Below are 21,834 nucleotides of genomic sequence, written 5' to 3'. Positions count from 1 at the left end.
TTTTACACCAACTTATCAAGCACAAAGAGTGCTCTATCTATGTGCTCTTTCTGTATAATCAGGGGAGGAACAAATCTCAAAACGCTTCCTGCTGTGCAGTTAATTACAAGTCCTAAGTCTAAGGCTCTTTTTACTATAGGCCCGCAGTCTCTTTCCAAGTCCAATCCCAACATGAGCCCCATACCTCTCACCTTTCCTCTGTTTAAGTTTTCAAGACCCTTCTTAAAGTATGCTCCTGTGTCTTTTACATGGTCTAAAAGCGTAGATACTTTGTTTATAACTACCTTTGCACACGCACACGCCAAGGGGTTTCCTCCGAAGGTTGAACCGTGAGAACCTACAGAAAAGGCTTCTGCCACCTTTTCGCGCGCTATAAGAGCACCTATGGGAAAGCCACCCCCCAGACCTTTTGCAAGAGTGACTATGTCAGGCTTTAAGTCAAAGTGTTCGTATGCAAAAAAACTACCAGTCCTACCCATGCCCGTTTGTACCTCATCCACTATAAGAAGCAAACCTTCTTCCTTGCACAGCTGTTGGATCTTTTGAAGGAATTCATAGTGTGCAACTCTTACACCACCTTCTCCTTGAATTATTTCCACCATAATACCCGCAGTAGCTTTATTGAGCAAGTTAATAACAGAATCAAAGTTGTTGTAAATGGCGTAATCAAAACCATCAAGTAGTGGCTCAAACCCTTTGTGCACTTTTTCCTGAGCAGTTGCTGACATGCTTCCGTAAGTCCTTCCGTGAAAGCTGTTATAAAAAGTTATGATCCTGTAGCGACTTTCACCTCTTTCTCTGAAGTACTTTCTTACGAGTTTTATCGCAGCTTCGTTAGCTTCTGTACCGCTGTTGCAGAAAAAGACTCTTCCCTTTGTCCAGAACCTTTCAACAAGAAGCCTGCCTACCTCTTCTTGCCACGGGTTTTCAAAAAGATTAGATACGTGTATAAGCTTTTGGGACTGCTCGCATATGGCATTTATAAGGTCTTGGTCTGAATAACCAAGCACATTAACCGCTATACCTCCTACCAAGTCAATATACTTATTACCCTCCTTATCAAAAAGGTACACTCCTTCACCCCTTACGAAACTTATAGGAAGCCTTGCGTAAGTTTGCATCACATACATGCTTATTCTCTCCACAGGTTAGTTATAGGCATTCTCCAGTCCTTACCAAAAGCTCTTTGTGTGATCTTTATACCCACTGGTGCCTGCCTTCTTTTGTACTCTGCAAGTTTTACCATATTTATAACCCTTTTTACCGTTTGCACGTCCATGCCCTTTTTCACTATCTCTTCTTGGGAAAGTCCTTCTTCGATGTAAAGCGTGAGAATACGGTCTAAAAGATCGTAAGGTGGTAAGGTGTCTTGGTCTGTTTGTCCATGTCTGAGTTCAGCAGAAGGGGGTTTTTCAAAAACTCTTCTTGGTATGTCTTCTTTTATGGAGTTTCTGTAGAAAGCCAGCTTATAAACAAGGGTTTTGTAAATGTCCTTTAAAGGAGCAAAGCCACCTGCCATGTCCCCATAAATGGTAGTGTATCCTACGGACACCTCGCTTTTGTTAGAAGTAGCCAAAACGAGCCACCCGTATTTATTGGAAAGGTAAAAGAGTAAATTTGCCCTTATGCGCGCCTGAAGGTTTTCATCTGCTACACTAAAGTCATCAACTTTTAGAACTTCCCTGAACTTTTTAAAGATACTGTCTATGGGAAACTCGTAAAGCTCTATACCTAAATTTTCAGCAAGCTCCAAAACATCTTCCTTGCTTTCTTGTGATGTAAATGCCGATGGCATAAAAACACCTACTACTTTATCCTTTCCCAACGCATCCACAGCTAAACAAGCGGTCAAGGAGGAGTCTATGCCACCAGAAAGCCCTATAACTGCCTTGTTAAAGTGGTTTTTTGTAAAATAAGCTTTTAAGCCAGTCTTCAAGGCGGTATATATTTCTTCCTCACCTTGGGGACTTTTTTCTACCCTTGGAGTGTAAAAAGGGCACCTTTTGGACATTTCTATAGGGTAAGAAATCACATGGTAATGCGCTTTTTGTTCCCTGAGTCTCACATCCAAAAGTCTTTTTCTACTCACCTTTTTAGGCTCAAAACTGACTGTAAGCACATCCTCTTCAAAAGCTTTTGCCCTTGCATATATCAAACCAGTGGGATCAATTACCAAACTTCTACCGTCAAAGACAAGTTCGTCCTGGCCTCCTACCATATTTACATAAACTACATAACAAAGATTGTCCTCTGCCCTCGCCTTCAAGAAAGCTTCCTTATATGCGTATTTACCCGCGTGGTAAGGTGAAGCGTTAATATTGACAAGAATGTGCACCCCCGCAAGAGCGTATGTCCTTTCAACACCATCTGGATACCATATGTCTTCACAAATGGACAGTCCTATCTTCGCCCCATTTAGCTCTAAGATAACACCCTCATCTCCTTTTTTAAAGTACCTTTTCTCGTCAAAAACTGAGTAATTGGGTAAAAAGTGCTTGTGATAAACACATAGCATGCGACCACCCTTTATAACCACTGCGGAATTGTAGAGATCACCATCGTAAAAAGGAGTCCCTATTATTCCAACTGCTTTGAACTTCTTAGAAGCATTTACTATAAATTCAAGCTGTCTTCTGCATTCCTGCAAAAAATCCCACCTTAAAAGCATGTCTTCGGGAGGATATCCGGACAGAGCCAGTTCAGGAAATACTACTATATGAGAATTTTCATCTACTGCATCCCACACTTCTAGTATCTTTTTTGCGTTTAGCTCCAAATCGCCTACTGTAGTCTCGATTTGTGCCAAAGTGATGTTTATGTGATCTTCCATAAAGACACTATTATAGCCAAATTTAAATTATTATTAAATTCATGGTCTATAAAGAGCTAAACCAACAGACTTTGGAAGACATCAAAAGATACTTCCAGGATAGAGATTATATGGTTATAGCAGTTCCCAGACTTGAAGCCCTAAGGGTATATACAGTAAGAGCTACAAAGAGCGTGCAGACAGCAACAAGGATACATGGTCTTGATAAAGAAAGTGCGCAGGCTTTGGGATCTCTCCTTGTATCTGCTCTTTTGCTTACTTCTTCCCTTAAGCACGCCACAAACCAGAAGGTGCTCGTAAAACTAAACCTTCAGGATGGGGTTATGGTTGCAGAAGCGGACGCCACCGGAAAGGTAAGGGGATTTGTTGAAGGAAGCTTGCAGAGACCTTGGACGGGCACTCTTACCGTGGTAAAAGAGCTAAGGCTTGGCACACCTTATACAAGCATAGTTCCCATAGTGAGCGATAACCTAAAGGACAACCTGCTTTACTACTTTGAACAGTCTGAACAGGTAAAAACTGCCTTGGACATCTTTGTAGATTTTGACCAAGAAGGAGTTGTAAGAACCGCAAGTGGATATCTCGTGCAAGTATTAGGTGGGGCAGAAGAAGAATCCATCAGGTTTGTGGAAGAAATAATTAAAAGAACCATTAACATGCATGCACGCCCAGAAGATATGGCGTGCGATATGCTTGAAGGCAAAGAACCAAGACTCATAGGACTTAAAGAGGTAGAGTATTATTGTCCTTGCAACGAAGAAATAGCCAGGTCAACCTTGTTTTTGCTTGAAGAAGAAGAGCTTGAAGAAATCTTCAGCGAAGGTCCTGCGGAGGTAGTCTGTAAGTTCTGTGGTAGGATTTATCGCTTTACCAAAGACATGCTATAATACTTAGGATAAGACCGCACCTTTTCCATTTGGGTTGCCCGAAAGGGTACGGAAAAGGGTGGCAAAACCCAAGGAGGTTATAGTATGGCAGTGATTTCTATGAGAGACCTGCTTGAGGCAGGAGTACACTTTGGACATTCCAAAGGTAGGTGGAATCCCAAGATGGCACCTTTTCTTTACGGTGTCAGGAACGGAATACACATAATTGACCTTAACAAGACGGTAGTCTATCTGGAACAAGCTTATAACTTTGTTGCGGACAGAGTAGCAGAAGGTGCAGAGATCCTGTTTTTGGGCACAAAAAAACAGGCAAAGGACGTTATAAAAGAGGAGGCAGAAAGAGCGGGAGTACCTTATGTAAACGAAAGGTGGGTAGGTGGACTTCTTACTAACTTCAGGACAGTCAAGAAAAGTATTCTAAAACTGAAAACTCTTGAAAGGATGGAAGCGGAAGGGGTTTTTGATGTTTTGCCCAAAAAGGAAGTTCGCGTAATGAAGAGAAAGATGGAGCGTTTACGCAAACTATACGGTGGCATCCTAAATATGGAAAGAATTCCAGACATCATTTGGATAGTTGATACAGTAAGGGAACACATAGCCTTGCAAGAAGCCAAAAAACTGGGCATTACAGTAGTAGCCATAGCAGACTCCAACTGCGATCCTGATGTGATAGACTATCCAGTGCCGGGCAACGATGATGCCATAAAATCTATAAAGCTTCTTACTTCCAAGATAGCGGATGCTGTTATTGAAGGAAAACAAAGGAGAGAAAGACTTGGAGAGGAAGTACCCACAGAAGCGGTAAGAAGAAGAGTTATCACCATAGAGGAAGAAGAAAAAGCACTCTTTGAAAAAGCCATGGAAATGTCCGAAAAGTACGAATACATAGATAAGGGTGCGGAAGAAGTAGAATAACGGAGGTAAGAACTATGATAAGTGCAGAAATGGTAAAAGCTCTTAGAGAAATGACTGGTGCAGGGATGCTTGAGTGTAAAAAAGCCCTTGAAGAAGCTGAAGGAGACATTGAGAAAGCAAAAGAGATACTTAGAATAAAAGGTTTGGCAAAAGCAGAAAAAAAAGCAGGTAGAGAAACCAAGGAAGGGATAATACAAACATATGTATCAGATGACAGAAAGGTGGGCGTAATACTTGAGCTAAACTGCGAAACGGACTTTGTTGCAAGGAACGAACAGTTTAACGAGCTTGCTTTGAACATAGCAAAACACATAGCGAGCCTTTCAGAAAACGCCAACAAAGAGGGAAGTGCAGAAGACATACTCAATCAGCCGTACTTCCAGGATCCTTCTAAAACTTTACAGGAAGTAATAAAGTCCGCTATAGCTAAAATAGGAGAGAACATACAGATAAGAAGGTTTGCAAGGTTTGACACAGACGGATACATACACGCTTATGTGCACGGTGTAGGAAGGATAGGTGTGCTTATAGATTACCAGGCGGATAAGTTAGATGACCAAGTTTTAAGGGTGGTTCAGGACATAGCCATGCAGATAGCAGCTATGAAACCTGAATTTGTGGATGTAAATTCTGTGCCTTCTGATGTTTTAGAAAGAGAGAAAAGAATACTCACAGAGCAAGCGAGACAGGAAGGTAAGTCAGAAAACATAATAGAAAAGGTGGTAGAAGGAAGGCTCAAAAAGTTCTATCAAGAAAAGGTACTCCTTGAACAGCCTTTTATAAAGGATGAGAAAAAAACGGTGGGGCAGTATATAAAAGAAAGCCAGCCTCACCTTGTGATAAGGAGGTTTGTAAGGTACGAGCTTGGTGGAGTCTGATGGGAGTTGCCTACAGCAGAGTGCTTCTTAAACTTTCTGGAGAAGCCTTTGCGGGAAACTACGGTTATGGCATAGACCCAGGCTTTCTTGAGTATATATCCCACCAAATAAAAGAGGTTTACGACCTTGGTGTGCAGATAGCTATCGTAATAGGTGGAGGAAACATATTCAGGGGATTTCAGGGAGAAGAGATAGGTATAGACAGAGCTACTGCGGACTACATGGGTATGCTTGCAACAGTTATAAACGCTTTAGCCCTTCAGTCCGCTTTGGAAAGACATACCCAGATACCCACAAGGGTACTCTCTGCTATAGAGATGAGACAGGTAGCGGAACCTTACATAAGAAGGAGAGCGGTAAGGCATTTAGAAAAGGGTAGGGTAGTGATCTTTGCAGGGGGAACAGGAAATCCTTTTTTTTCTACGGACACCGCGGGGGCACTCAGAGCTGCGGAAATAAACGCAGAAGTTTTAATAAAGGCAACTAAGGTAGGAGGCATTTACGATAAAGACCCAAAAAAACATCCTGATGCGGTCTTAATAAAGGAGATATCCTATCTTGAAGTCATAAATAGAGGATTACAGGTAATGGACCATACTGCATTAACTCTATGCAAAGAAAACCAGATACCTGTAATAGTCCTAAACATATCAGAAAAGGGAAACCTCAAAAAGGCTATTCTTGGGGAGAACATAGGTTCAATAGTGAAGGGATAAGATTGGCTGACCTTATTTTAAGAAGTAAATTACTACTGTATAAGACTTTTTTATCCGTATGTGCATTTTGCCCCCATGTCTTTTAACCACGCTTTCTACAAGTTTGGTACCAACACCAAGTCCATGAGCTTGAGGATCTCCCATGTCATTTCTAAATACAAGACAGATTCCTTTCTGGGTTCTGTAGATTTTTATGTGGATGATGCTCTTTGAATACCTAATGGCATTGCTTATTATGTTGTAAAGTATGTCCATCATGTCTACTTGGTCTGCATATACATAAGTTTCTGTAGGTTTGAATATAACCTTTTTTTCCTGAAGGTCCTCTTGAAAATCTCTTAATATCTCAAGTATGAGCTTATCAATTCTGATCCACTCTCTTTTTATGTGTTTCTCTTCTCGGAGCAAGTGAATTATAAGGTTCATATCCTTTTCAACTTTTAAAATACTCTTCTCTAACCTATTTAGCGCGCTCTGGTCTTTCAACTTAGTTTTTAGAACAGCAAGGTTTACCTTTTGAATAGAAAGAAAGTTTCCGAACTTGTGTGCCACTGATGCTACAAGGCTTTTAGTCCACTCTTCTTGCTCTTTTAATTTATCAAGGGTTTTACTTATGATAAGCTCAAACACCAACAAGAAGAAAAATACGACTCCGAACTCTATAAGCAGAAGGCTTTTAAAAAAATCTTCTATAATGGACATGGCATAATTGGGCTTTACACTCACGTATATGTACCCATCAGGGTTAGCAGGGTCCTTGAAGGCGTAGCTTAAGGTTTTTTCTTTGTATTTTTCACCTACCCAAAAGTTCTCATCGCCTCTGTATGTTCTTTCAGATAGCAGGTAAGCCATGTAATGAGTGTAGGCTTGTTGATAAATGCTTAGCTCTACGAACCCTTTTAGCTTATAAAACAGGAGGATGTTCAAGATGGCAAGAGCTACAGTGATGGTAAGAGCAAAGTAAAACAAAAATTTAAGGTTTTCAAGCTTCAACCTTGTATCCCCTTCCCTTCATGGAGATGATAAAACCTTCTGGCAGTAATTTTCTGAGATTTTTTATGTGAGCCCTTACCACCTCATCACCTACAGCTTGTCCTCCCCATACATAGTTAAGTATCTCCTCAGAGGATACAAACCTACCCCTATTCTCTACGAGAAACTTGAAAAGTAGCCAGTCCTTCTTTGATAAGTTTATTGGTTTACCGCTTACCCACACTTTTTCCTTCTCAAAATCTACATCAACTGAGCCTATTCTCAAAAGGGTATTCCCAACCTTCCTTTTGTAGAGAGCCTTCAGTCGCAAGAGAAGTTCCTTTGGTTCAAAAGGTTTTACTATGTAGTCATCTGCTCCTGCGTTAAAACAGTTCTCCTTATCCTCTATACGGCTCTTTGCGGTAAGGACTAGTATGGGTGTTTTCTTATCTACTGTTCTTAGATCCCTTAGAAGCTTTTCCCCTGGTATGTGAGGCATTATAAGATCTAAAACTATCACATCGTAAATGGAAAACTCCAGCAATCCAAAAACTTCCCTTGGATCGTAGATGTGATCCACTTGGATTCCATGCTCTTGAAGGTATACTTTAAGCGACTCCCCCAGAAGTTTGTCATCTTCCACAAGAAGCACTTTCACAACTTTATATTATAATAACTCATGTGAGGTATTTGTTGGTTATTGTCCTTTTATTATTTGCGTGTGCAAGCATGACTAAAAAGCTTGATCCAAAGGCAAGAGTTCTATACTCGGAGGGCTATCAAGGTGAAAGAGACTTTAAGGTGCTTTTGCAAGATGCAGACTGTCAAGATGAAATAAAAAAGAGGTATAAGGTAAAAGTGATTCAAGGGAAGGTGATGGTTTTAACTCTTACACATTCCCAACTTGAAAGTTTGTTGAGTAATGATTGTGTTGTGTACATATCACCTGTGCAGAAGTTAGAGTTCAAGTAATTCTTCAATTCCTATTATGCTATCCTTTCTTAGCTCTTCCCTCTCGTAAGGATAGTCTCTTCTAAAATGCACACCTCTGCTTTCCCTTCTTCTGAGAGCACCTTTGAGAGTGGAAAGGGCAACAAGGCTTATGTCAAAAAGCTCTCTGTTTTCTATAGTATCATCCCAGTTTTGATAGCCTTTTAGCCATTCTGTTAATGTTTTTATAGCTTGGGATAACTCCTCCTCTTCCCTTTCTAAACCGCAGGCGTCCCACATGAGTTTTCTGAGGTCAAAAAATTGGTAGGAAGGTCTTTGAGAAACTTTTCGCTCACTTCTAAAGTGGGATCTGCTAAAAGAAAGGAATTTCATATCGTGGTAAATTCTGTAGGCGGTTCTATAACCAAAAACTACACCTTCCAGTAGCGAATTGGATGCTAACCTGTTAGCTCCGTGAACTCCTGTGCATGCACACTCCCCAATTGCATAAACTCCCGCAATAGATGTCCTTCCGTAAAGGTCTACCTCTATACCACCTATAAAGTAGTGCGCTGCGGGAACTACAGGGATAAGGTCTTTTGTTGGATCAAGCCCTCTCTCCTTTAAAAAGTCCGTTATAGTAGGAAACCTATGGTAAAACTTTTCCCCCATGTGTCTGGCATCTAAAAAAACTTTCCTCCCTTCTTTTAGCTTCTTGTATATGGCTCTTGCTACTACATCTCTTGGTTCAAGTTCGTTTATAAACCTCTCTCCTTTATCATCTATTAGCAAAGCACCTTCTCCCCTTACAGCTTCTGATATAAGCAGGTTAGTTCCTTCTACAACAGTAGGATGAAACTGGACGAACTCTGGGTTTTTAATGTTTATGCCACACCTTATGGCTATACCTATGGCGTCCCCTCTGACTTTTACAGGGTTTGATGTGTAAAGGAACATGCTTGATGCTCCTCCAGTAGCAAGTACCAAAGCTTTTACTCTTAAAAATTTCAAACCATCATGATAATAAAGAACACCTTGCACTTTATCTTCTGCAATGATCTCTTGTAATTCACCGGTAATTACCCTAATGCCTAAGGTTTCCACTTTTTTGTAAAGGGCTGAGTATATGGCTCTTCCCGTGTAGTCTCTTACTTTTAGCACTCTCGGAAAGGAATGTCCACCTTCTACGGTTGTATCCGCGTCAAAACTTACCCCCCACCTTTCTAAATCGCATATTCTCTGAATACCTTCATCAACAAGCACGGAAAGAGCTTTTTCATCACATAAACCTCTGCCCGCTCTTTGAGTATCTATAAAATGCAAAAAGGGACTATCCTGGGGATGCACACAAGCCGCTATTCCACCTTGAGAGTAGTAAGTGTTTCCCCTACCTCTTGTAAGGATAACAGGTTTTATCCCCAGCTCTGTCAAGGTTATGGCCGTAGTAAGCCCAGCGATCCCACTACCACATACTAAAACATCTACGCTCTCCTCAGGTAGTTTTGATGTATCAAAATTAAGAAAGAAGCGCATAGTTGTAATATACTCTCATAAGAAGGTCCGCCAACCTGTCTGGGTCATGCCTTACAAAATCCTCTTTATCACCTATGAGGTCCTCTGCAAAAACATTAAAGCCTTCTTTAGCTATTTTTGCTATATCGGGAATTACTGGTTCTTGTCCTTCTTCTAAATATCTTTTAAGTATAGAATTTGACGGCATCTTGGTGTTTACTATGACCGTATCCACTTTTTTTATGCCAGAGTGTTCCAGAAAAGTTGCAAGATGGTCATAAGCGGTAAAGCCATCCGTTTCCCCAGGTTGTGTCATGGCGTTGACTACAAAAACTTTTAAAGCGTTTGATCTTTCAACAGCCTGTCTTATATCTTTTATCAGAAGATTAGGTATTATGCTCGTATAAAGACTTCCAGGACCAAAAACTATCATGTCCGCAGACTCTATCCTACCTATTGCTTCTATGGGTGTAAGGGTATTCTCCGGTTCTATCCATATCTTCTTAATTCTCGCTTTTTTCTCTTTACCGTAGTTGGTTATCTCTTCCTCACCTACCACTATCTTTCCATCAGAAAACTCTGCGCACAGATGTATGTTATCAAGGGTTGCTGGGATAATGTCTCCCTTGGTTCTTAGGATCTGAGAGGCTATCTTTATAGCAGTCATAAAGCTACCTGTAATGTCAGATAGAGCTACCAAAAATAAGTTTCCAAAAGCGTGTCCTTCTAACTCTTCCCCTTTAAACCTATATTGAAAGAGCTGTTGCATAACTTCCTCGCTTTCTGATAGTGCAGTTATACAGTTTCTTATGTCCCCAGGTGCCGGCAGATGGTAAGCCTTTCTGAGTCTTCCTGTACTTCCGCCACTATCTGCAACGGTAACTATAGCGGACAGATTTTTTATCCTTTCCCCCACCTCCTTTTTGAGCCCCCTCAGAAGACTGGAAAGTCCAGTACCTCCACCTATAGCCACTACATTCATCAAAGAACCTCCTTGAAATTTTTCTCCCGCAGAAGTATTTTAAACTATTATGGTTGTATTGAACCTCAAAGAGATATTCAAAAGGAGAAGCAAATTTACAGGTTTTTACAGGTTGTCTCCTAAGGAGGTGCGTCTGCCTGCAGATATGGGAGAGCTGATAGAACCTATAGATGTGTTTGTAGAAATCACAAAAGAAAAGGGTGGATACAGAGTGCATATGAATATAGAAGGAAGTATAACCCTTGAATGTAGCAGGTGTCTGTCTGTGTTTAACAAAGACATGAACATTTCCGAAAACATAAAAATTGAACCTTACCCTACGAGGGATGTGATCCAAATAAAACCTAAGGATCTTGAAGTCTCTTTTTTTGAAGATGAGGAGAACTTTAATCTTGTAGACCTAGTAAGAGAGCAGATTATACTAAGTATACCCATAAAGCCTCTGTGCGACCCTGAGTGTAGAGGTATCCCAGTAGAGGAAGAGACAAAAGGGGATCATAGGTTTTCTGTACTTAAAAAACTCCTTTATAAATGATAAGTAATCTTCCTAACCTTATATCCCTACTGCGACTTGTGCTTGCACCTATCATGCTTCACATAGACTACAAATATCTTCCTCTGTTTTTCTTTTCCTTAGCTTTGACTGACGCCTTGGATGGTTTTTTGGCGAGAAGATGGCATGTAGAGACAAAAGTAGGAAAGGTCTTAGATCCGCTCGCAGACAAAGTTTTTTTGCTCACAGCCTTTTACTTGTGCAGTTTTGAACTTAAAAGACTAAATCCTTTTGTGTTCCTTAGCTTGCTTGCTCGGGACTTTTTCATAATTTTTGGTGCTTTAGTGCTTTGGTTAAGATTCAAAAGCGTACCTTCTCCAAGCCCTATTGGAAAGATGACCACCTTAGCTTTATCTTTGAGTGTTTTATTGTGTATACTTTACGAGTCTAATACTTTTAACCTTTTCCTTTCGGAGGTTTGTCTTCTTTTTGTGTTCCTGTCTTGGATAGACTATGGTTTTAGAGGTATAAAGGCACTCAAAAATCAAACTTCTTTCTGAACCTTATTTTGTATTCTTGCGCATTGTTAGAGTAAATCCTTACTCCTGTAGATGTGTTAGGAGTTATCCGCAGATTTGCACTCCCGTAAGTTTCTTTTGGGTCTTTTATGGTACTTTGCTGATATTCTATGTTCAGTCTGTTGGTAATATCCTTTGAAACCTTCGTGCTTATAGCAGCCTCACCTGTGGAACTGGTAGTGGGTGAGATGTTTATTTTAACATCAGTTCCTACTGCACTCCTTACACCCTCTAAAAGTTTACTAAACTCAGGAAACCTTGCTATCAAAGCAGAAGAAAGGGAAAATAAGCCTTCACCTACTCCACCACCGAGTATTAAGCTCGTAAGCACCTCTTTGGTATCCCTTGGAGGTTCAGACCTTACAAAGGCTTTGGGATTGTTGATATCTCCTTTTATGTCTATAATAATGTTGTAATCAGGTGTTGGTGATAGCAGGGTGACATTCAGGCTATTTTCTTTAGGGCTTAATAATACACTTCCTTCTCTTAGGTTAAACTCTTTGTTAAAGTACACTAAGCTGCCACCCATTAGGTTGAGTTTTATATGGTAATCAGGCTCGTAAAGGTTTCCTCCTAAGTTGCCCTCTGCGTAAGTGTATAAGTATCCTTCTGGAAGATGGACCTTCAAAGGCTCAGGAGTAGAAAGCTTTATGTCTAAAGTAATGAGTTTGTAGGCTTGGGGTTTGTCCTGCTCCTTACTTTCAAGCTTTTTTATGTTAAGATTTCCCCATATGTCCACATTAGCCTTTATGTTCACACTCCTATAATTGGTAGTTATGTTCCCCTCAGCCCTTGTAAAGCCGTTGAATCTCACGTTTTCTGACCTATATAGTACAGGTATCTGCTGTGTGCTAAAGCCAACGCTTAGCAACTTGCCATCACCAAAAAGGGTGAGCTTTATATCCCCTCCATCACCCTTAAAGTGGGCAAAACCCTTTCCTACTTTGTTGTCATATGTAGCATACATCTGACCTTTCAAAGGTAAGGCTAAAAAACGAGAACGCAGCTCCACATCTTCTTGGGAAAAAACCTTTACCAATAGGCTATCTGTGCTTTTCTCAAAGGTGTAGCTGAGCCTTCCTTTTGCATATGCAAGTAATCTGCTCTTTACAAGTCCAGAAATTCGGTCTAAGTCTATATCCCCGTGCGAAGATACTTTTAATTCACCCTTTTGGTAAGATAAACTTATCACGCCTCTGAGTGCTCCGTCAATGTTTATATTGGGTATAACTACGCTTCTGTTCTTTATATCCACTTGCCCTTCGGAGCTTTGAAAAGTTATGATTTTTTCAGAATTAACCCTTACAGACAGTCCTCCCAATTTCAAAATTCCTCTGTCTTCTGAACCCTTTAGAAGACTATCTGAAAAGCTTACATTAAAAAGCCCTATCTTCAAAGAAAAGCCTTTGAGCTCTCCCTTTAGCTCTTCTTGAGACTTTTCAAAGCTAAGATGGACAGGAAAAATATAGGTTTTGTAGGTGCCCTGACCTGTCAGACCCAAGACCAAGTTGTCTGCTCTCTTGGCAAGATGGTAATTTCCCATCAAGGAAAAGTCTCCCTTCTGAAAGGTCAATCTTCCCAAAGAACTCAAAGATCCGTCCACTAAGTAATACTTTAAAGTGCCTTTTGCATACTTGAAAGAGTATTCTGCTTTAAGCAAATTTCCTTCCACATAGCCCTTTATATCTCCGCTGGGTATGTAAAGCTGACCTTTCTTTATGTCTTCAAAGTTAACAGAAAACTGACCATTCCATGTGTCCCTTTTGAGAAGGTCAAACCGCACTTTTACATGAGCAATTAAGTCTTCTTTTCTTACACTTCCTTGCAAATGCCCTGTTATTAAAAGGTTAGAAGGTAAAGCTTTAATCCGCATCTCACCTTCTATGTCCTCTCCAAAAGCACCAGCATAACTTACAGAGTACCCGTTGAAAGATAAGGTGCCCGTAAAACTTTTATCCTTGATGGATCCCTCTCCCTCTCCTTTCAAACCTTTTGAAAAAAACTCAATGCGGTAGTCATTACCGCCTAAGTTCAAGTTAAAGGATAAATCCCCTAAAGGTGTACTCTTGTATACGGGACTTATAAGCTTTCCAACACCCGAGCTGTAAAAAAAACCTCTAACATACCTTAAGCTTCCTGCATAGTTTAAGTAAGTGGAAAAACTTCCATAAGAGTAAGGAAACATGTAAGTTTGTATGTTTCCATCAAAATCTTTTCCTGCAAAAGAACCAAAGATGCTTATCCTTGTAGGGTAGCTAACGGAAAGCTCTACCTTGCCTACCTGTTTGTTGTAATCAAGGGAGAGGTCTATGTGGAAACCCTTAAAGTTTCTATCAATAAAAAAAAGGTCGTCAGAAAAACCCCTAAGAGAAAGACTCTTTTTGTTTGGGTAAACCACTGCAAAACCTGACAGATTTGAGCTAAGGGGGATCTGAGTTTTTAGCATGTTATTGTCCAAGGGAAAGTTGGTAAATCTCACTTGAAGAATCTTTTCTGGATACATGGTGTAGTTAAAACTCACGTAGGTTTCTCCTGCTGTAAAATGACCTTTGAGTTTTTTGCTTTCTTTAAAAGTCTGAGTGAAGACACCTGATCCAAAGAGTTTACCCAAACTCCTGCCTTTAACCAGAAGGTAAGGAGCACTTGCGGTAAAGTTTGTATTGATAGAAACGTAGTTTAAATTTCCAGATGCGAACACCTGAAGATCAGGAAGTATCAAGTCCTTACCCTCATAGCCTTTTATGTAGCCAGTAGCGTTAAAGTACCCTTTTTTGCCCTTCCACTGCGCACTAAGGCTAAAAGCGTAAGAAGAGCTCAAAACATGAGCTTGATCTATGTAGAAAATCCCGTCCTTCGCGTGAGCCTCTTTCAAAAATACATAAAGCTCGTGATAATGCGATCCTTCCATATAAACAGCTTTTGCCCCTCCGTAGGACCTTAAAACAGCATTTTTTAGCTCTGCATCTTTCACGAACACAGTAACGCTTTCATTATAAGGAAGGGAGTTTATGGAAACATAAACCTTCCCAACACGAAGGTTTACTCTCTCAGCAAGCTTTACCAAGTTAGTAAAATCGTAATCAAAAGGCTCTTTTGAAATCTCTTTGCTTACCTCAATCACGCTTACTTCACCTACACGGACTTCTTGTGGATTTAAATTCAATGATCCTATATACACAAAAATAGAACTGTTGTGCACCTTTGGTATGTAGATTAAAAAACTGTCAATAACAAAACTCCTTTTTTTAATGTCCCAATGCAAGCCTTTTGTTTCTACATGCACACCCTTTAGTAAAAGGTAAGGCTTTACCAAAGAAAAGTAAATTAGCAAAAGTAAAAGCAGGAAATACCCTACATATTTCATTCAATACCGTGCATCTTCAGATTCTCCTTTATCTTGTGGAGAAGCTCTGCAGGATTCTTAATGGGATACTCTATCTGAGAGATTACCTCTTCTGCAGGTCTTCCCTTTATGAATACGCCAGAAAGTTTTTCCTTTATTCCTTCAGGTGAGTTTATGGGAAAGTCCACACCCTTTAGTCTTCTTAGTGTCATGTAAGCCCACGGTATGTCAAGAGCGTGAGCTACTCTTTCACAGTAATCCATAAAGATCTTGGACTCTTCTTGACCCTCCTTTATAAGCTTGTAGGCTAACTTGGCAAGCCCTCCAGCTGTATGCACTTTCATCTCCTTTTTTTCCTCTTGAACAAGCTCCTCAAGTCTTTTTATCTTTTCCATGGTGATAGTAGGGTCCGCTCTTAGTATGTTCCTCACTGTCTGCCCTGTTAGTCCAACTATCTGTGCTATCTCCTGCTCTGTCTTTAGGTATTCTTCTCTTAGCACTACCGCATAAGACGCTCTGACCAACGATGGTAGCCATGTGAGTGTTCTGTATTCCACGAGCTTTGAAAAACCACCAAGCAGGTCAATGGCTTTCAGAAAGACCCTTGACACGAGAGCTTCCAGATCTTGTTCTACAGGCTTTACTTCTATCATGTTTTTCCCTCCTGTTATTTATTATATTACCTGTTATAATTTTACACAAGGAGGAACAAACAGTATGATAAAAAAATTTGGCTTTTTAGCGCTGGGTGTGTTAGCGGTTATGTCTGCACAAGGGTGTGGCACAGGGTCTGCAAAGTGCCCCAGCAAAGACACAGTGAAAAATGCGGTAAAGGATCTCATACCTCAGGACTTTACTGTTGAATCCGTCTCAAACGTGAGTAATATAAGTGGTCTTTGTGAGGTGGTGGTAAAGGTTGGTGCTCAACCTATAGTGTTTTACACAGACAGCAACGCTCAATATGTCATAGCGGGAAATCTCATAAGTATTAAAGACAAGAAGAATATTACAAGAGAAAGACAGCAGGAGTTTATGAAGGTCTCCAATGACTTACTCAAAGAGCTTGAAAAACATGTAAACTTTACCTACGGACAGGGCAGTAAGTTCATATACTACATAACAGACCCAGACTGTCCCTTCTGTAAGAAGAGTGAACCCATCATAGAGGAGTGGGCAAAGAAGAACAATGTGCAGGTAAAAGTGATCCTGTTTCCTCTTCCCATACATCCAGACGCTTTTGGAAAGTCTGTCGCTCTTGTTTGTGATAAGAAGGGTTGGAACGAGCTTGTAAAAGGCTATGATTCAAAAAACCAGTGTGAGGATGGCAAAAAGAAGGTCAGTGAAAACCTCCAATTCTTGAGCCAGCTTGGAGTAAACGGAACACCCACTTTTATAGGAATGAACGGGAAGATGCAATCTGGCGTGCCTACGGAGGAGGATCTTAACAAACTTATAAACTAATTTATGGATTGGATAAAACAAGAGCTTGAGAAGATAAAACACACCCACCTTTACAGAGTAAGAAAGTTAAAAGAGGGACTTTTGGACCTTTGTTCCAACGACTATTTGGCTCTGAGAGATCACCCCCAAGTGATATCAGCGGTAGCACAAGTTCTAAAAGAGTATGGAGTAGGCTCTGGAGCGTCTCAGCTTGTCTCTGGCTACACTAAATACCATCTGCGTCTGGAAGAAAAGCTCGCAGAGTTTAAAAAAGTTCCCAAGTGTGTGCTTTTTGGCTCTGGATACCTTGCCAATTTGGGTGTGATTCCATCTTTGGCAGGAGAAGGTGATCTTATCCTAAGTGATGAGCTAAACCATGCCAGTCTTATAGATGCTTGCAGGCTTTCAAAAGCCAAGGTTCTCATATTCAAACATAGGGATTACGAGCATTTGGAGAATTTACTTAGAGTAAACAGAGGCAATTTTCATAAGTGTCTTATAGTGAGCGATACCGTCTTTAGTATGGATGGAGATGTTGCTGATATAAGGCTTCTCAAAAAAATGGCAAAGGACTATGAGTGTATGCTCTATCTTGATGAAGCTCATGCCACTGGTGTTTTGGGAGCTACAGGAAGAGGGGGCTTGGAAGAATTTTCCGAAAGCTGGGAAGAGTTTATGATTATCATGGGCACCCTTTCAAAGGCGCTTGGTTCTTACGGTGCCTTTGTGTGTGGTTCTGAGGTGCTCTGTGAGTACCTGATAAACAAGGCAAGAAGTCTCATATTCTCCACTTCCCTGCCTCCTTGCTTGTGCGCAGGCGCAGAAAAATCTATAGAGATTATACAAAAAGAACCCCAAAGGGTAAGACACCTTAGAAATTTTGCGCAACTTATATTTGAAAACCTAAAGGAAGTAGGCTTAGAAGTGAGCTTTCACCACACTCCCATAATACCTCTGATGGTTTATGATGAGAAAAGGGCTGTAAAGTTAAGAGATTACCTTCTTGAAAGGGGCATACTCCTTCAGGCTATCAGGTATCCCACAGTTCCCTTAGGTAAGGCACGGCTCAGGCTTACGGTGAGCTTAAGGTATTCCCAGAGTGATCTTGAATTCTTTTTCTCCCAACTTAGAGAAGCACTCAAACACTGCTGACTGTTCTGTCCACTATGTCCTTTATGATTTCCCTTTCAAGGGGAGAGCTAACCTTGGGAAGTATGGTTTCCAGGACCGCTTTTTTGGCACTTTTGTATCTTTCAATCCTTCTTGCACACCTTATGGTATCCCTGATGGAAAAAACGAACTCTACAGGCTCTTCAGACTTTTGTGTTTGATAGGCTCTATAAGCGTTCCTTATGGCATTGGCTATGCTGAGAAGCTCAAAAAGCATGCGCACCTTTTCTTCCCTATCTGGACTCAGGACTTTTTCTCCAAGCTCCGTTTTTACAGCATTCACTACATAGTACCAAAGGTAAGTAAATTCCTCAGTGGATAAACTTTGTAGACCCTCCACGTGATCCTTTAGTATCAGAGCTTCGTCTGGATAGTAGAAACCTCCTTCTCCTTCAAAAGGAGGATAGTCTATGTAAAGCACATCAGCCCTGGACTTTATATCCTGAGGTAGCTCAGAAACTCCTAAGTAATTTTGAGGGTTCATGCCACCTATAAGTAAAACATCGTGCCTTGCTTTTATTACTTCTCCAGATGAGAGCACCATGTACCTCCTGTAGTCAAACAGAGGATTAAACATCTTTACAAGAGACGCAGGAAGAGTGTTTATTTCGTCAAAGTAAATGACTGCACCGGGTGTTTGTAGAGCCTTCACAAGGTCTGAATAAACCTTTTTAGTTCCTCTTTTGGGATCAAACTCGTACATAAAGGTTATGTCTTCTCGTTCCATCTTGGAGTTGCAGGGAATTATGTATAGAGGTCTGCCCGTAAGCGCAGAAAAAACCTCTACGAGAAAGTTCTTTCCTACACCAGCATCTCCCTCTAATATCAAGATACCTTCTTGATATTTGAGCTGTTCTTTTACAAGAGCAGTAAACTTCTCAAGGTTTTGGACAAACCAAGGTGTTTCCTCATATGCCACAAAGAGGGGCAATCTATACTCCTGATAGGAGAAAAGTCCGTTTAGGTGTCTTAGGTAAGACCTCACCCATGCTGGTGGATGCTTGAGTTCTTCCGCTCTTATTATGTTGGAATACCTCTTGGGCTCTCTCACTATCCCGTCTGATCTTTCAAAAACTATTCTTACATAAGCCTGTCCCTCTGAATAGTACTTTTCTTCTGCCTGGATTTTCCAAGGTAGCTTTCTTCTTTCTCCTGTGAATTTTTCTATCTTTTCACTACCGAAAAATACATACTGATCCTCTACTCTTAACCTATATCTCAAAAGCCTGCTTTTTAGGACACTTTCCTGAAGGATCTTGGTGAGCTCTTCCTGTGCCTGTCTTTGTATGTCCCTTGGTAGGCGCAAAAAGTACTCTCTGGCTTTCTTTACTTGCGGTATGCCTTCCGCAAAAGCCAAATCCGTAATTTCAACATCCTTTAGGGCAGAGGATACCTCTTTAAGATGATCTCTTACCGTTCTGTTGAAATGTTCCAGTATTTCTTGTTTTAGGGCTTCGAGCTTTTGTCTTTCTTCTCCTTCGTAATTCTTTATCCACTCTTCCGTATCTTTGAGGTCTTTCTCTTCCAACTCTCCCTTTGAGAGCTTTTCTTTTAAGGTTTTTATAAAAAGATTTACCTTTGCCCTTTTTATGTCTTCTTCTGCCCTGTTTATTATCTCCCTTACCTCTCTTATGGGTGCATCAAAGGACAGAAGTTCCTTATACTCTTTGAGATTTTCTATACCATCCTCGTTGCTCAAAGAAGCTAACCTTTTCTGAAGGTTTTTGTAAGAGCTCTCCGCATTTTTTATGATCTGTTTTTTCCTGTCCTCAGTGTAGTAAAAGTCCGAAAGGTTAGAAGATAGCTTAACAAGGTAATAAAACCTCTTTTCTCCGTCATCTTGATAAGCGCAGGTGTATATGCTTCCATCGGGACTGACCCTTACAACAGAGTAGCCAAAACCCTCAACGGTTTGAAGATAAGAGAATGTATCAGTATCAAGTATGCCAAGCTTGTTTTCTTCCGCATCTGCTATGAACAAAAACCTTCCGTCAGGAGAAAGGTCCAACTGGGAAGGTTTTAGAGGAACTTCCACTTTTTCTTTTTCCTTATACTCCGTAAGGTCATAAAAAATAATGCTATTTTCGTATCCTATGATGGCTGTACTGCCTTTGAGACACAGGGCTTTTTTTGCGGAATAGGGTAAGACCTTTAGAAGATTGCCACCTTTGTCGTACAGAGCTAAGGCAGAACTTCCAGATAACAGAAATCTACCATCTTCTAGTATCTTTATAACCTCAAGCTGTCCTATATTAGCAGAGCTATAACTGAATGTGCCGGCAAATTCTATAGTTTCTAAACTCATGTCCCCTGTAAGCTCTATGGTGTATATTCTCTCACCAACAACACCAAAGGCTAAGAGGTTTCTTCTGATGTCAAGTCCAGAAGAAGGTCTTATGCCTTCCTGAGAGAGCTTTATGCTTTTCCAAGTTTCTGGCTTCCTTTTGTCTGTCATGTAGTATATGAGCAGATAGGGAGGTGTAAGAAGTGCCAGGTAATTACCTTTAAAAACTATATCTGTAATTACCTGTGCGGGAGGTCTTGCTGGCAGTCTGTGTAGCTTGCCTTTCCAGTCATAAAACTGTATTATGCCATGCCTTCTGCCTACAAGAACCCAGTAGCCATCTTCTGACACACCTATAGTCTCTATCCAAAACTCCTCTACGCGTGCATCCGCATCTCTCTCCAAAAGGTCATCTCTGGAAAGTACGAGCTCTTTATCGGGCAGTTTTATTCTAATATCTGTTTCCTTCTTATCCTTTTTCACCTGAAAGATCTTTTCAAAAAACTTCATTCTTTAAATAATAACACCTACGCGGTTAGCTTTAAAGTTATATTACTCATATATGAAGCCTTTGACCGCAAAAGAGCTTGCCTATGTGTGTGGTGGAAAACTCTACGGAGAAGATAGGGCTTTTGTGGGCTTTTGTACAGACAGTAGAGAAATAAAAGAGGGTGAGGTTTTTGTTGCTTTGCGAGGAAGCAAACATGATGGCCATGACTTTATACACCATGCCTTTTCAAAAGGGGCGGTGGGTGTAATAACTTGCAAAGAGATAGATGTTCCTAAAGGGAAGTTCACTGTGCTTGTAGAGGATACCTTCCTTGCTCTTAGAAAAATAGCGGAATACAAAAGGAAGCATTTTAAAGGCAAAGTTATAGGAGTAGTAGGTTCTGCTGGTAAGACTACCACAAAGGAGATGGTAGCCTTTGTGCTTTCTAAAAAGGGTAAAGTGTGCAAAACGCCTAAGAATTATAACTCTCAGGTAGGTGTTCCTCTATCTATGGCAAACTTCCAAGAGGACTGCCATTTTTGGGTTATAGAGATGGGAGCAAGCCAAAAGGGTGATGTCAAAAACCTTGTAGAGTTGGTAAAGCCTCATGTAAGGGTCATAACCGCAATAGGTGAAGAGCACCTTGAGACTTTTGGCTGTTTGGACGATGTGATCTTGGGCAACGGTGAGGTTTTTGAAGGTATGACCCAAGAGGATTGGGCTGTGATCCCCAAGTATGTGCAACACTGCTACCAACTTACAAAGGTAATAACCTTTGGAGAAGGAGGAGACATACAGGCAAAGGATATTTATCTCACAGAGGAAAAAATAAGCTTTAGTGTAGAAGGGATCAAGATTGAGCTTTCTGTTCCAAGCCTTGCTTTGATGGAAAATGCCCTCTGCACTATTGGTGTTTTGAAAGCCTTAGGATACGACTGGAAGGAGCTATCCTCACACCTGGCAGAGTTTAAACCTGTAGAGCAACGCTTTAACCTCATAAAAAAGGATGGGCTTCTCATCATAGATGACACATACAACGCAAATCCCCTATCTGTCAGAAAGGCTCTTGAGTCCTTATCCATGTTCCAAGGCTACAAAATAGCGCTCTTGGGAGATATGTTGGAGTTGGGTGAGTTCTCTAAAAAGCATCACGCAGAGGTAGGAAGGTGGTGTGCTGAGTTGAACATAGATGAGTGCCTGTTTTACGGAAATGAAATGCTTTTTGCCTACCAAGAGTGCCTGCAATATGGCAAAAACTGTTATCATAGCTTTTCAAAGGAAGATATCATAAAATACTTAAAAAGTAAGCTAAAGGAGGGAACTGTTTTGCTTATAAAAGGTTCAAGAGGTATGAAGATGGAGGAGTTTTTGCGATGGTTGACGGATTAAGAAGATTAGAATATAATGAATTCCT

At 40.7% G+C, this 21,834-nt stretch carries 19 protein-coding genes; 10 read left to right on the top strand and 9 right to left on the bottom strand.

Translation table 11 applies throughout. The annotated features are described in order from the left end of the window. Positions 1–2: 2 nt before the first annotated feature. Positions 3–1,130 (bottom strand): aspartate aminotransferase family protein, encoded by a 1,128-nt coding sequence (locus CP948_RS02320; protein WP_096600652.1) that lies wholly within the window; start codon positions 1,128–1,130, stop codon positions 3–5. A 2-nt stretch (positions 1,131–1,132) separates the two neighbouring features. Next, entirely contained in the window at positions 1,133–2,830 is a 1,698-nt protein-coding gene (locus CP948_RS02315) for an NAD+ synthase (protein ID WP_096600650.1), read from the bottom strand. Positions 2,831–2,871: 41 nt separating this feature from the next. On the opposite strand from CP948_RS02315, the gene CP948_RS02310 reads away from it, so the two are divergent. The 4 genes from CP948_RS02310 (at position 2,872) to pyrH (ending at position 6,226) form a co-directional block, all read left to right on the top strand. Continuing rightward, positions 2,872–3,717, top strand: coding sequence for an Hsp33 family molecular chaperone HslO (locus tag CP948_RS02310; RefSeq protein WP_096600648.1), 846 nt, complete (start codon positions 2,872–2,874; stop codon positions 3,715–3,717). Between the two features lie 84 nt (positions 3,718–3,801). Beyond that, positions 3,802–4,632, top strand: coding sequence for a 30S ribosomal protein S2 (gene rpsB / locus CP948_RS02305; protein WP_096600646.1), 831 nt, complete (start codon positions 3,802–3,804; stop codon positions 4,630–4,632). A gap of 14 nt (positions 4,633–4,646) precedes the next feature. Next, entirely contained in the window at positions 4,647–5,510 is an 864-nt protein-coding gene (gene tsf / locus CP948_RS02300) for a translation elongation factor Ts (protein WP_096600644.1), read from the top strand. Next, positions 5,510–6,226 (top strand): UMP kinase, encoded by a 717-nt coding sequence (gene pyrH / locus CP948_RS02295; protein ID WP_096600642.1) that lies wholly within the window; start codon positions 5,510–5,512, stop codon positions 6,224–6,226. Before tsf ends, pyrH begins: the two co-directional genes overlap by 1 nt. 12 nt (positions 6,227–6,238) lie before the next feature. Here pyrH and CP948_RS02290 read toward each other — a convergent pair whose 3' ends face one another. Beyond that, positions 6,239–7,219, bottom strand: coding sequence for a sensor histidine kinase (locus CP948_RS02290; RefSeq protein WP_096600640.1), 981 nt, complete (start codon positions 7,217–7,219; stop codon positions 6,239–6,241). Further along, positions 7,209–7,856, bottom strand: coding sequence for a response regulator transcription factor (locus tag CP948_RS02285; RefSeq protein ID WP_096600638.1), 648 nt, complete (start codon positions 7,854–7,856; stop codon positions 7,209–7,211). The genes CP948_RS02290 and CP948_RS02285 overlap by 11 nt, the downstream gene beginning before the upstream one ends. Positions 7,857–7,879: 23 nt before the next feature. On the opposite strand from CP948_RS02285, the gene CP948_RS02280 reads away from it, so the two are divergent. Further along, the gene (locus CP948_RS02280) at positions 7,880–8,170 is read left to right on the top strand and encodes a hypothetical protein (protein WP_180764078.1); all 291 of its coding nucleotides are present in this window, start codon (positions 7,880–7,882) and stop codon (positions 8,168–8,170) included. Here CP948_RS02280 and nadB read toward each other — a convergent pair. Together nadB and CP948_RS02270 are read right to left on the bottom strand one after the other, a co-directional pair. Further along, positions 8,156–9,661 carry an L-aspartate oxidase gene (gene nadB, locus CP948_RS02275; protein ID WP_096600634.1) on the bottom strand — a complete coding sequence of 502 codons (1,506 nt, stop codon included), beginning with the start codon at positions 9,659–9,661 and terminating at the stop codon, positions 8,156–8,158. The genes CP948_RS02280 and nadB overlap by 15 nt on opposite strands. After that, on the bottom strand, positions 9,645–10,622 hold the full coding sequence (locus CP948_RS02270; RefSeq protein ID WP_096600632.1) for a gluconeogenesis factor YvcK family protein: 978 nt from the start codon (positions 10,620–10,622) through the stop codon (positions 9,645–9,647). The genes nadB and CP948_RS02270 overlap by 17 nt, the downstream gene beginning before the upstream one ends. Positions 10,623–10,671: 49 nt before the next feature. Between CP948_RS02270 and CP948_RS02265 the strand changes: the two genes are divergently transcribed. Both CP948_RS02265 and CP948_RS02260 read left to right on the top strand, forming a co-directional pair. Continuing rightward, positions 10,672–11,157, top strand: coding sequence for a YceD family protein (locus CP948_RS02265; RefSeq protein WP_096600630.1), 486 nt, complete (start codon positions 10,672–10,674; stop codon positions 11,155–11,157). Then, entirely contained in the window at positions 11,154–11,675 is a 522-nt protein-coding gene (locus CP948_RS02260) for a CDP-alcohol phosphatidyltransferase family protein (protein WP_096600628.1), read from the top strand. Before CP948_RS02265 ends, CP948_RS02260 begins: the two co-directional genes overlap by 4 nt. On the opposite strand, the gene CP948_RS02255 is transcribed toward CP948_RS02260, so the two are convergent. Together CP948_RS02255 and CP948_RS02250 are read right to left on the bottom strand one after the other, a co-directional pair. Continuing rightward, entirely contained in the window at positions 11,653–15,057 is a 3,405-nt protein-coding gene (locus CP948_RS02255; RefSeq protein WP_096600626.1) for a translocation/assembly module TamB domain-containing protein, read from the bottom strand. The genes CP948_RS02260 and CP948_RS02255 overlap by 23 nt on opposite strands. Then, positions 15,054–15,689 carry a bacterio-opsin activator gene (locus CP948_RS02250; RefSeq protein ID WP_096600624.1) on the bottom strand — a complete coding sequence of 212 codons (636 nt, stop codon included), beginning with the start codon at positions 15,687–15,689 and terminating at the stop codon, positions 15,054–15,056. The genes CP948_RS02255 and CP948_RS02250 overlap by 4 nt, the downstream gene beginning before the upstream one ends. A gap of 64 nt (positions 15,690–15,753) precedes the next feature. On the opposite strand from CP948_RS02250, the gene CP948_RS02245 reads away from it, so the two are divergent. Next, a complete protein-coding gene (locus tag CP948_RS02245; protein WP_096600622.1) occupies positions 15,754–16,497 on the top strand; it encodes a DsbC family protein in 744 nt (247 codons plus the stop codon). Between the two features lie 3 nt (positions 16,498–16,500). After that, the gene (bioF, locus tag CP948_RS02240; protein WP_096600620.1) at positions 16,501–17,628 is read left to right on the top strand and encodes an 8-amino-7-oxononanoate synthase; all 1,128 of its coding nucleotides are present in this window, start codon (positions 16,501–16,503) and stop codon (positions 17,626–17,628) included. On the opposite strand, the gene CP948_RS02235 is transcribed toward bioF, so the two are convergent. Further along, positions 17,615–20,440, bottom strand: a complete 2,826-nt coding sequence (locus tag CP948_RS02235) for an AAA family ATPase (protein ID WP_096600618.1) — start codon at positions 20,438–20,440, stop codon at positions 17,615–17,617. The genes bioF and CP948_RS02235 overlap by 14 nt on opposite strands. Before the next feature lie 52 nt (positions 20,441–20,492). Here CP948_RS02235 and CP948_RS02230 point away from each other — a divergent pair, with 52 nt between their 5' ends. Further along, positions 20,493–21,809 (top strand): UDP-N-acetylmuramoyl-tripeptide--D-alanyl-D-alanine ligase, encoded by a 1,317-nt coding sequence (locus CP948_RS02230; RefSeq protein ID WP_096600616.1) that lies wholly within the window; start codon positions 20,493–20,495, stop codon positions 21,807–21,809. The last annotated feature ends 25 nt before the right edge of the window (positions 21,810–21,834 follow it).

Origin of the sequence: Hydrogenobacter hydrogenophilus, assembly GCF_900215655.1 — a bacterium.
Classification (GTDB): Bacteria; Aquificota; Aquificia; order Aquificales; family Aquificaceae; genus Hydrogenobacter; species Hydrogenobacter hydrogenophilus.
The sequence above is the reverse complement of the archived record's forward strand: the minus strand, read 5'-3'. Positions and strand labels throughout refer to the sequence as shown.

Excerpts from the sequence above, each read along its gene's own strand:
- tsf (WP_096600644.1), top strand. The coding sequence starts at position 4,647 with ATGATAAGTGCAGAAATGGTAAAAGCTCTTAGAGAAATGACTGGTGCA.
- CP948_RS02245 (WP_096600622.1), top strand. The coding sequence starts at position 15,754 with ATGATAAAAAAATTTGGCTTTTTAGCGCTGGGTGTGTTAGCGGTTATG.
- CP948_RS02315 (WP_096600650.1), bottom strand. The coding sequence starts at position 2,830 with ATGGAAGATCACATAAACATCACTTTGGCACAAATCGAGACTACAGTA.
- CP948_RS02250 (WP_096600624.1), bottom strand. The coding sequence starts at position 15,689 with ATGATAGAAGTAAAGCCTGTAGAACAAGATCTGGAAGCTCTCGTGTCA.
- CP948_RS02255 (WP_096600626.1), bottom strand. The coding sequence starts at position 15,057 with ATGAAATATGTAGGGTATTTCCTGCTTTTACTTTTGCTAATTTACTTT.
- CP948_RS02260 (WP_096600628.1), top strand. The coding sequence starts at position 11,154 with ATGATAAGTAATCTTCCTAACCTTATATCCCTACTGCGACTTGTGCTT.
- CP948_RS02320 (WP_096600652.1), bottom strand. The coding sequence starts at position 1,130 with ATGTATGTGATGCAAACTTACGCAAGGCTTCCTATAAGTTTCGTAAGG.
- bioF (WP_096600620.1), top strand. The coding sequence starts at position 16,501 with ATGGATTGGATAAAACAAGAGCTTGAGAAGATAAAACACACCCACCTT.
- nadB (WP_096600634.1), bottom strand. The coding sequence starts at position 9,661 with ATGCGCTTCTTTCTTAATTTTGATACATCAAAACTACCTGAGGAGAGC.
- CP948_RS02270 (WP_096600632.1), bottom strand. The coding sequence starts at position 10,622 with ATGAATGTAGTGGCTATAGGTGGAGGTACTGGACTTTCCAGTCTTCTG.
- pyrH (WP_096600642.1), top strand. The coding sequence starts at position 5,510 with ATGGGAGTTGCCTACAGCAGAGTGCTTCTTAAACTTTCTGGAGAAGCC.
- CP948_RS02265 (WP_096600630.1), top strand. The coding sequence starts at position 10,672 with ATGGTTGTATTGAACCTCAAAGAGATATTCAAAAGGAGAAGCAAATTT.
- rpsB (WP_096600646.1), top strand. The coding sequence starts at position 3,802 with ATGGCAGTGATTTCTATGAGAGACCTGCTTGAGGCAGGAGTACACTTT.
- CP948_RS02310 (WP_096600648.1), top strand. The coding sequence starts at position 2,872 with ATGGTCTATAAAGAGCTAAACCAACAGACTTTGGAAGACATCAAAAGA.
- CP948_RS02235 (WP_096600618.1), bottom strand. The coding sequence starts at position 20,440 with ATGAAGTTTTTTGAAAAGATCTTTCAGGTGAAAAAGGATAAGAAGGAA.
- CP948_RS02230 (WP_096600616.1), top strand. The coding sequence starts at position 20,493 with ATGAAGCCTTTGACCGCAAAAGAGCTTGCCTATGTGTGTGGTGGAAAA.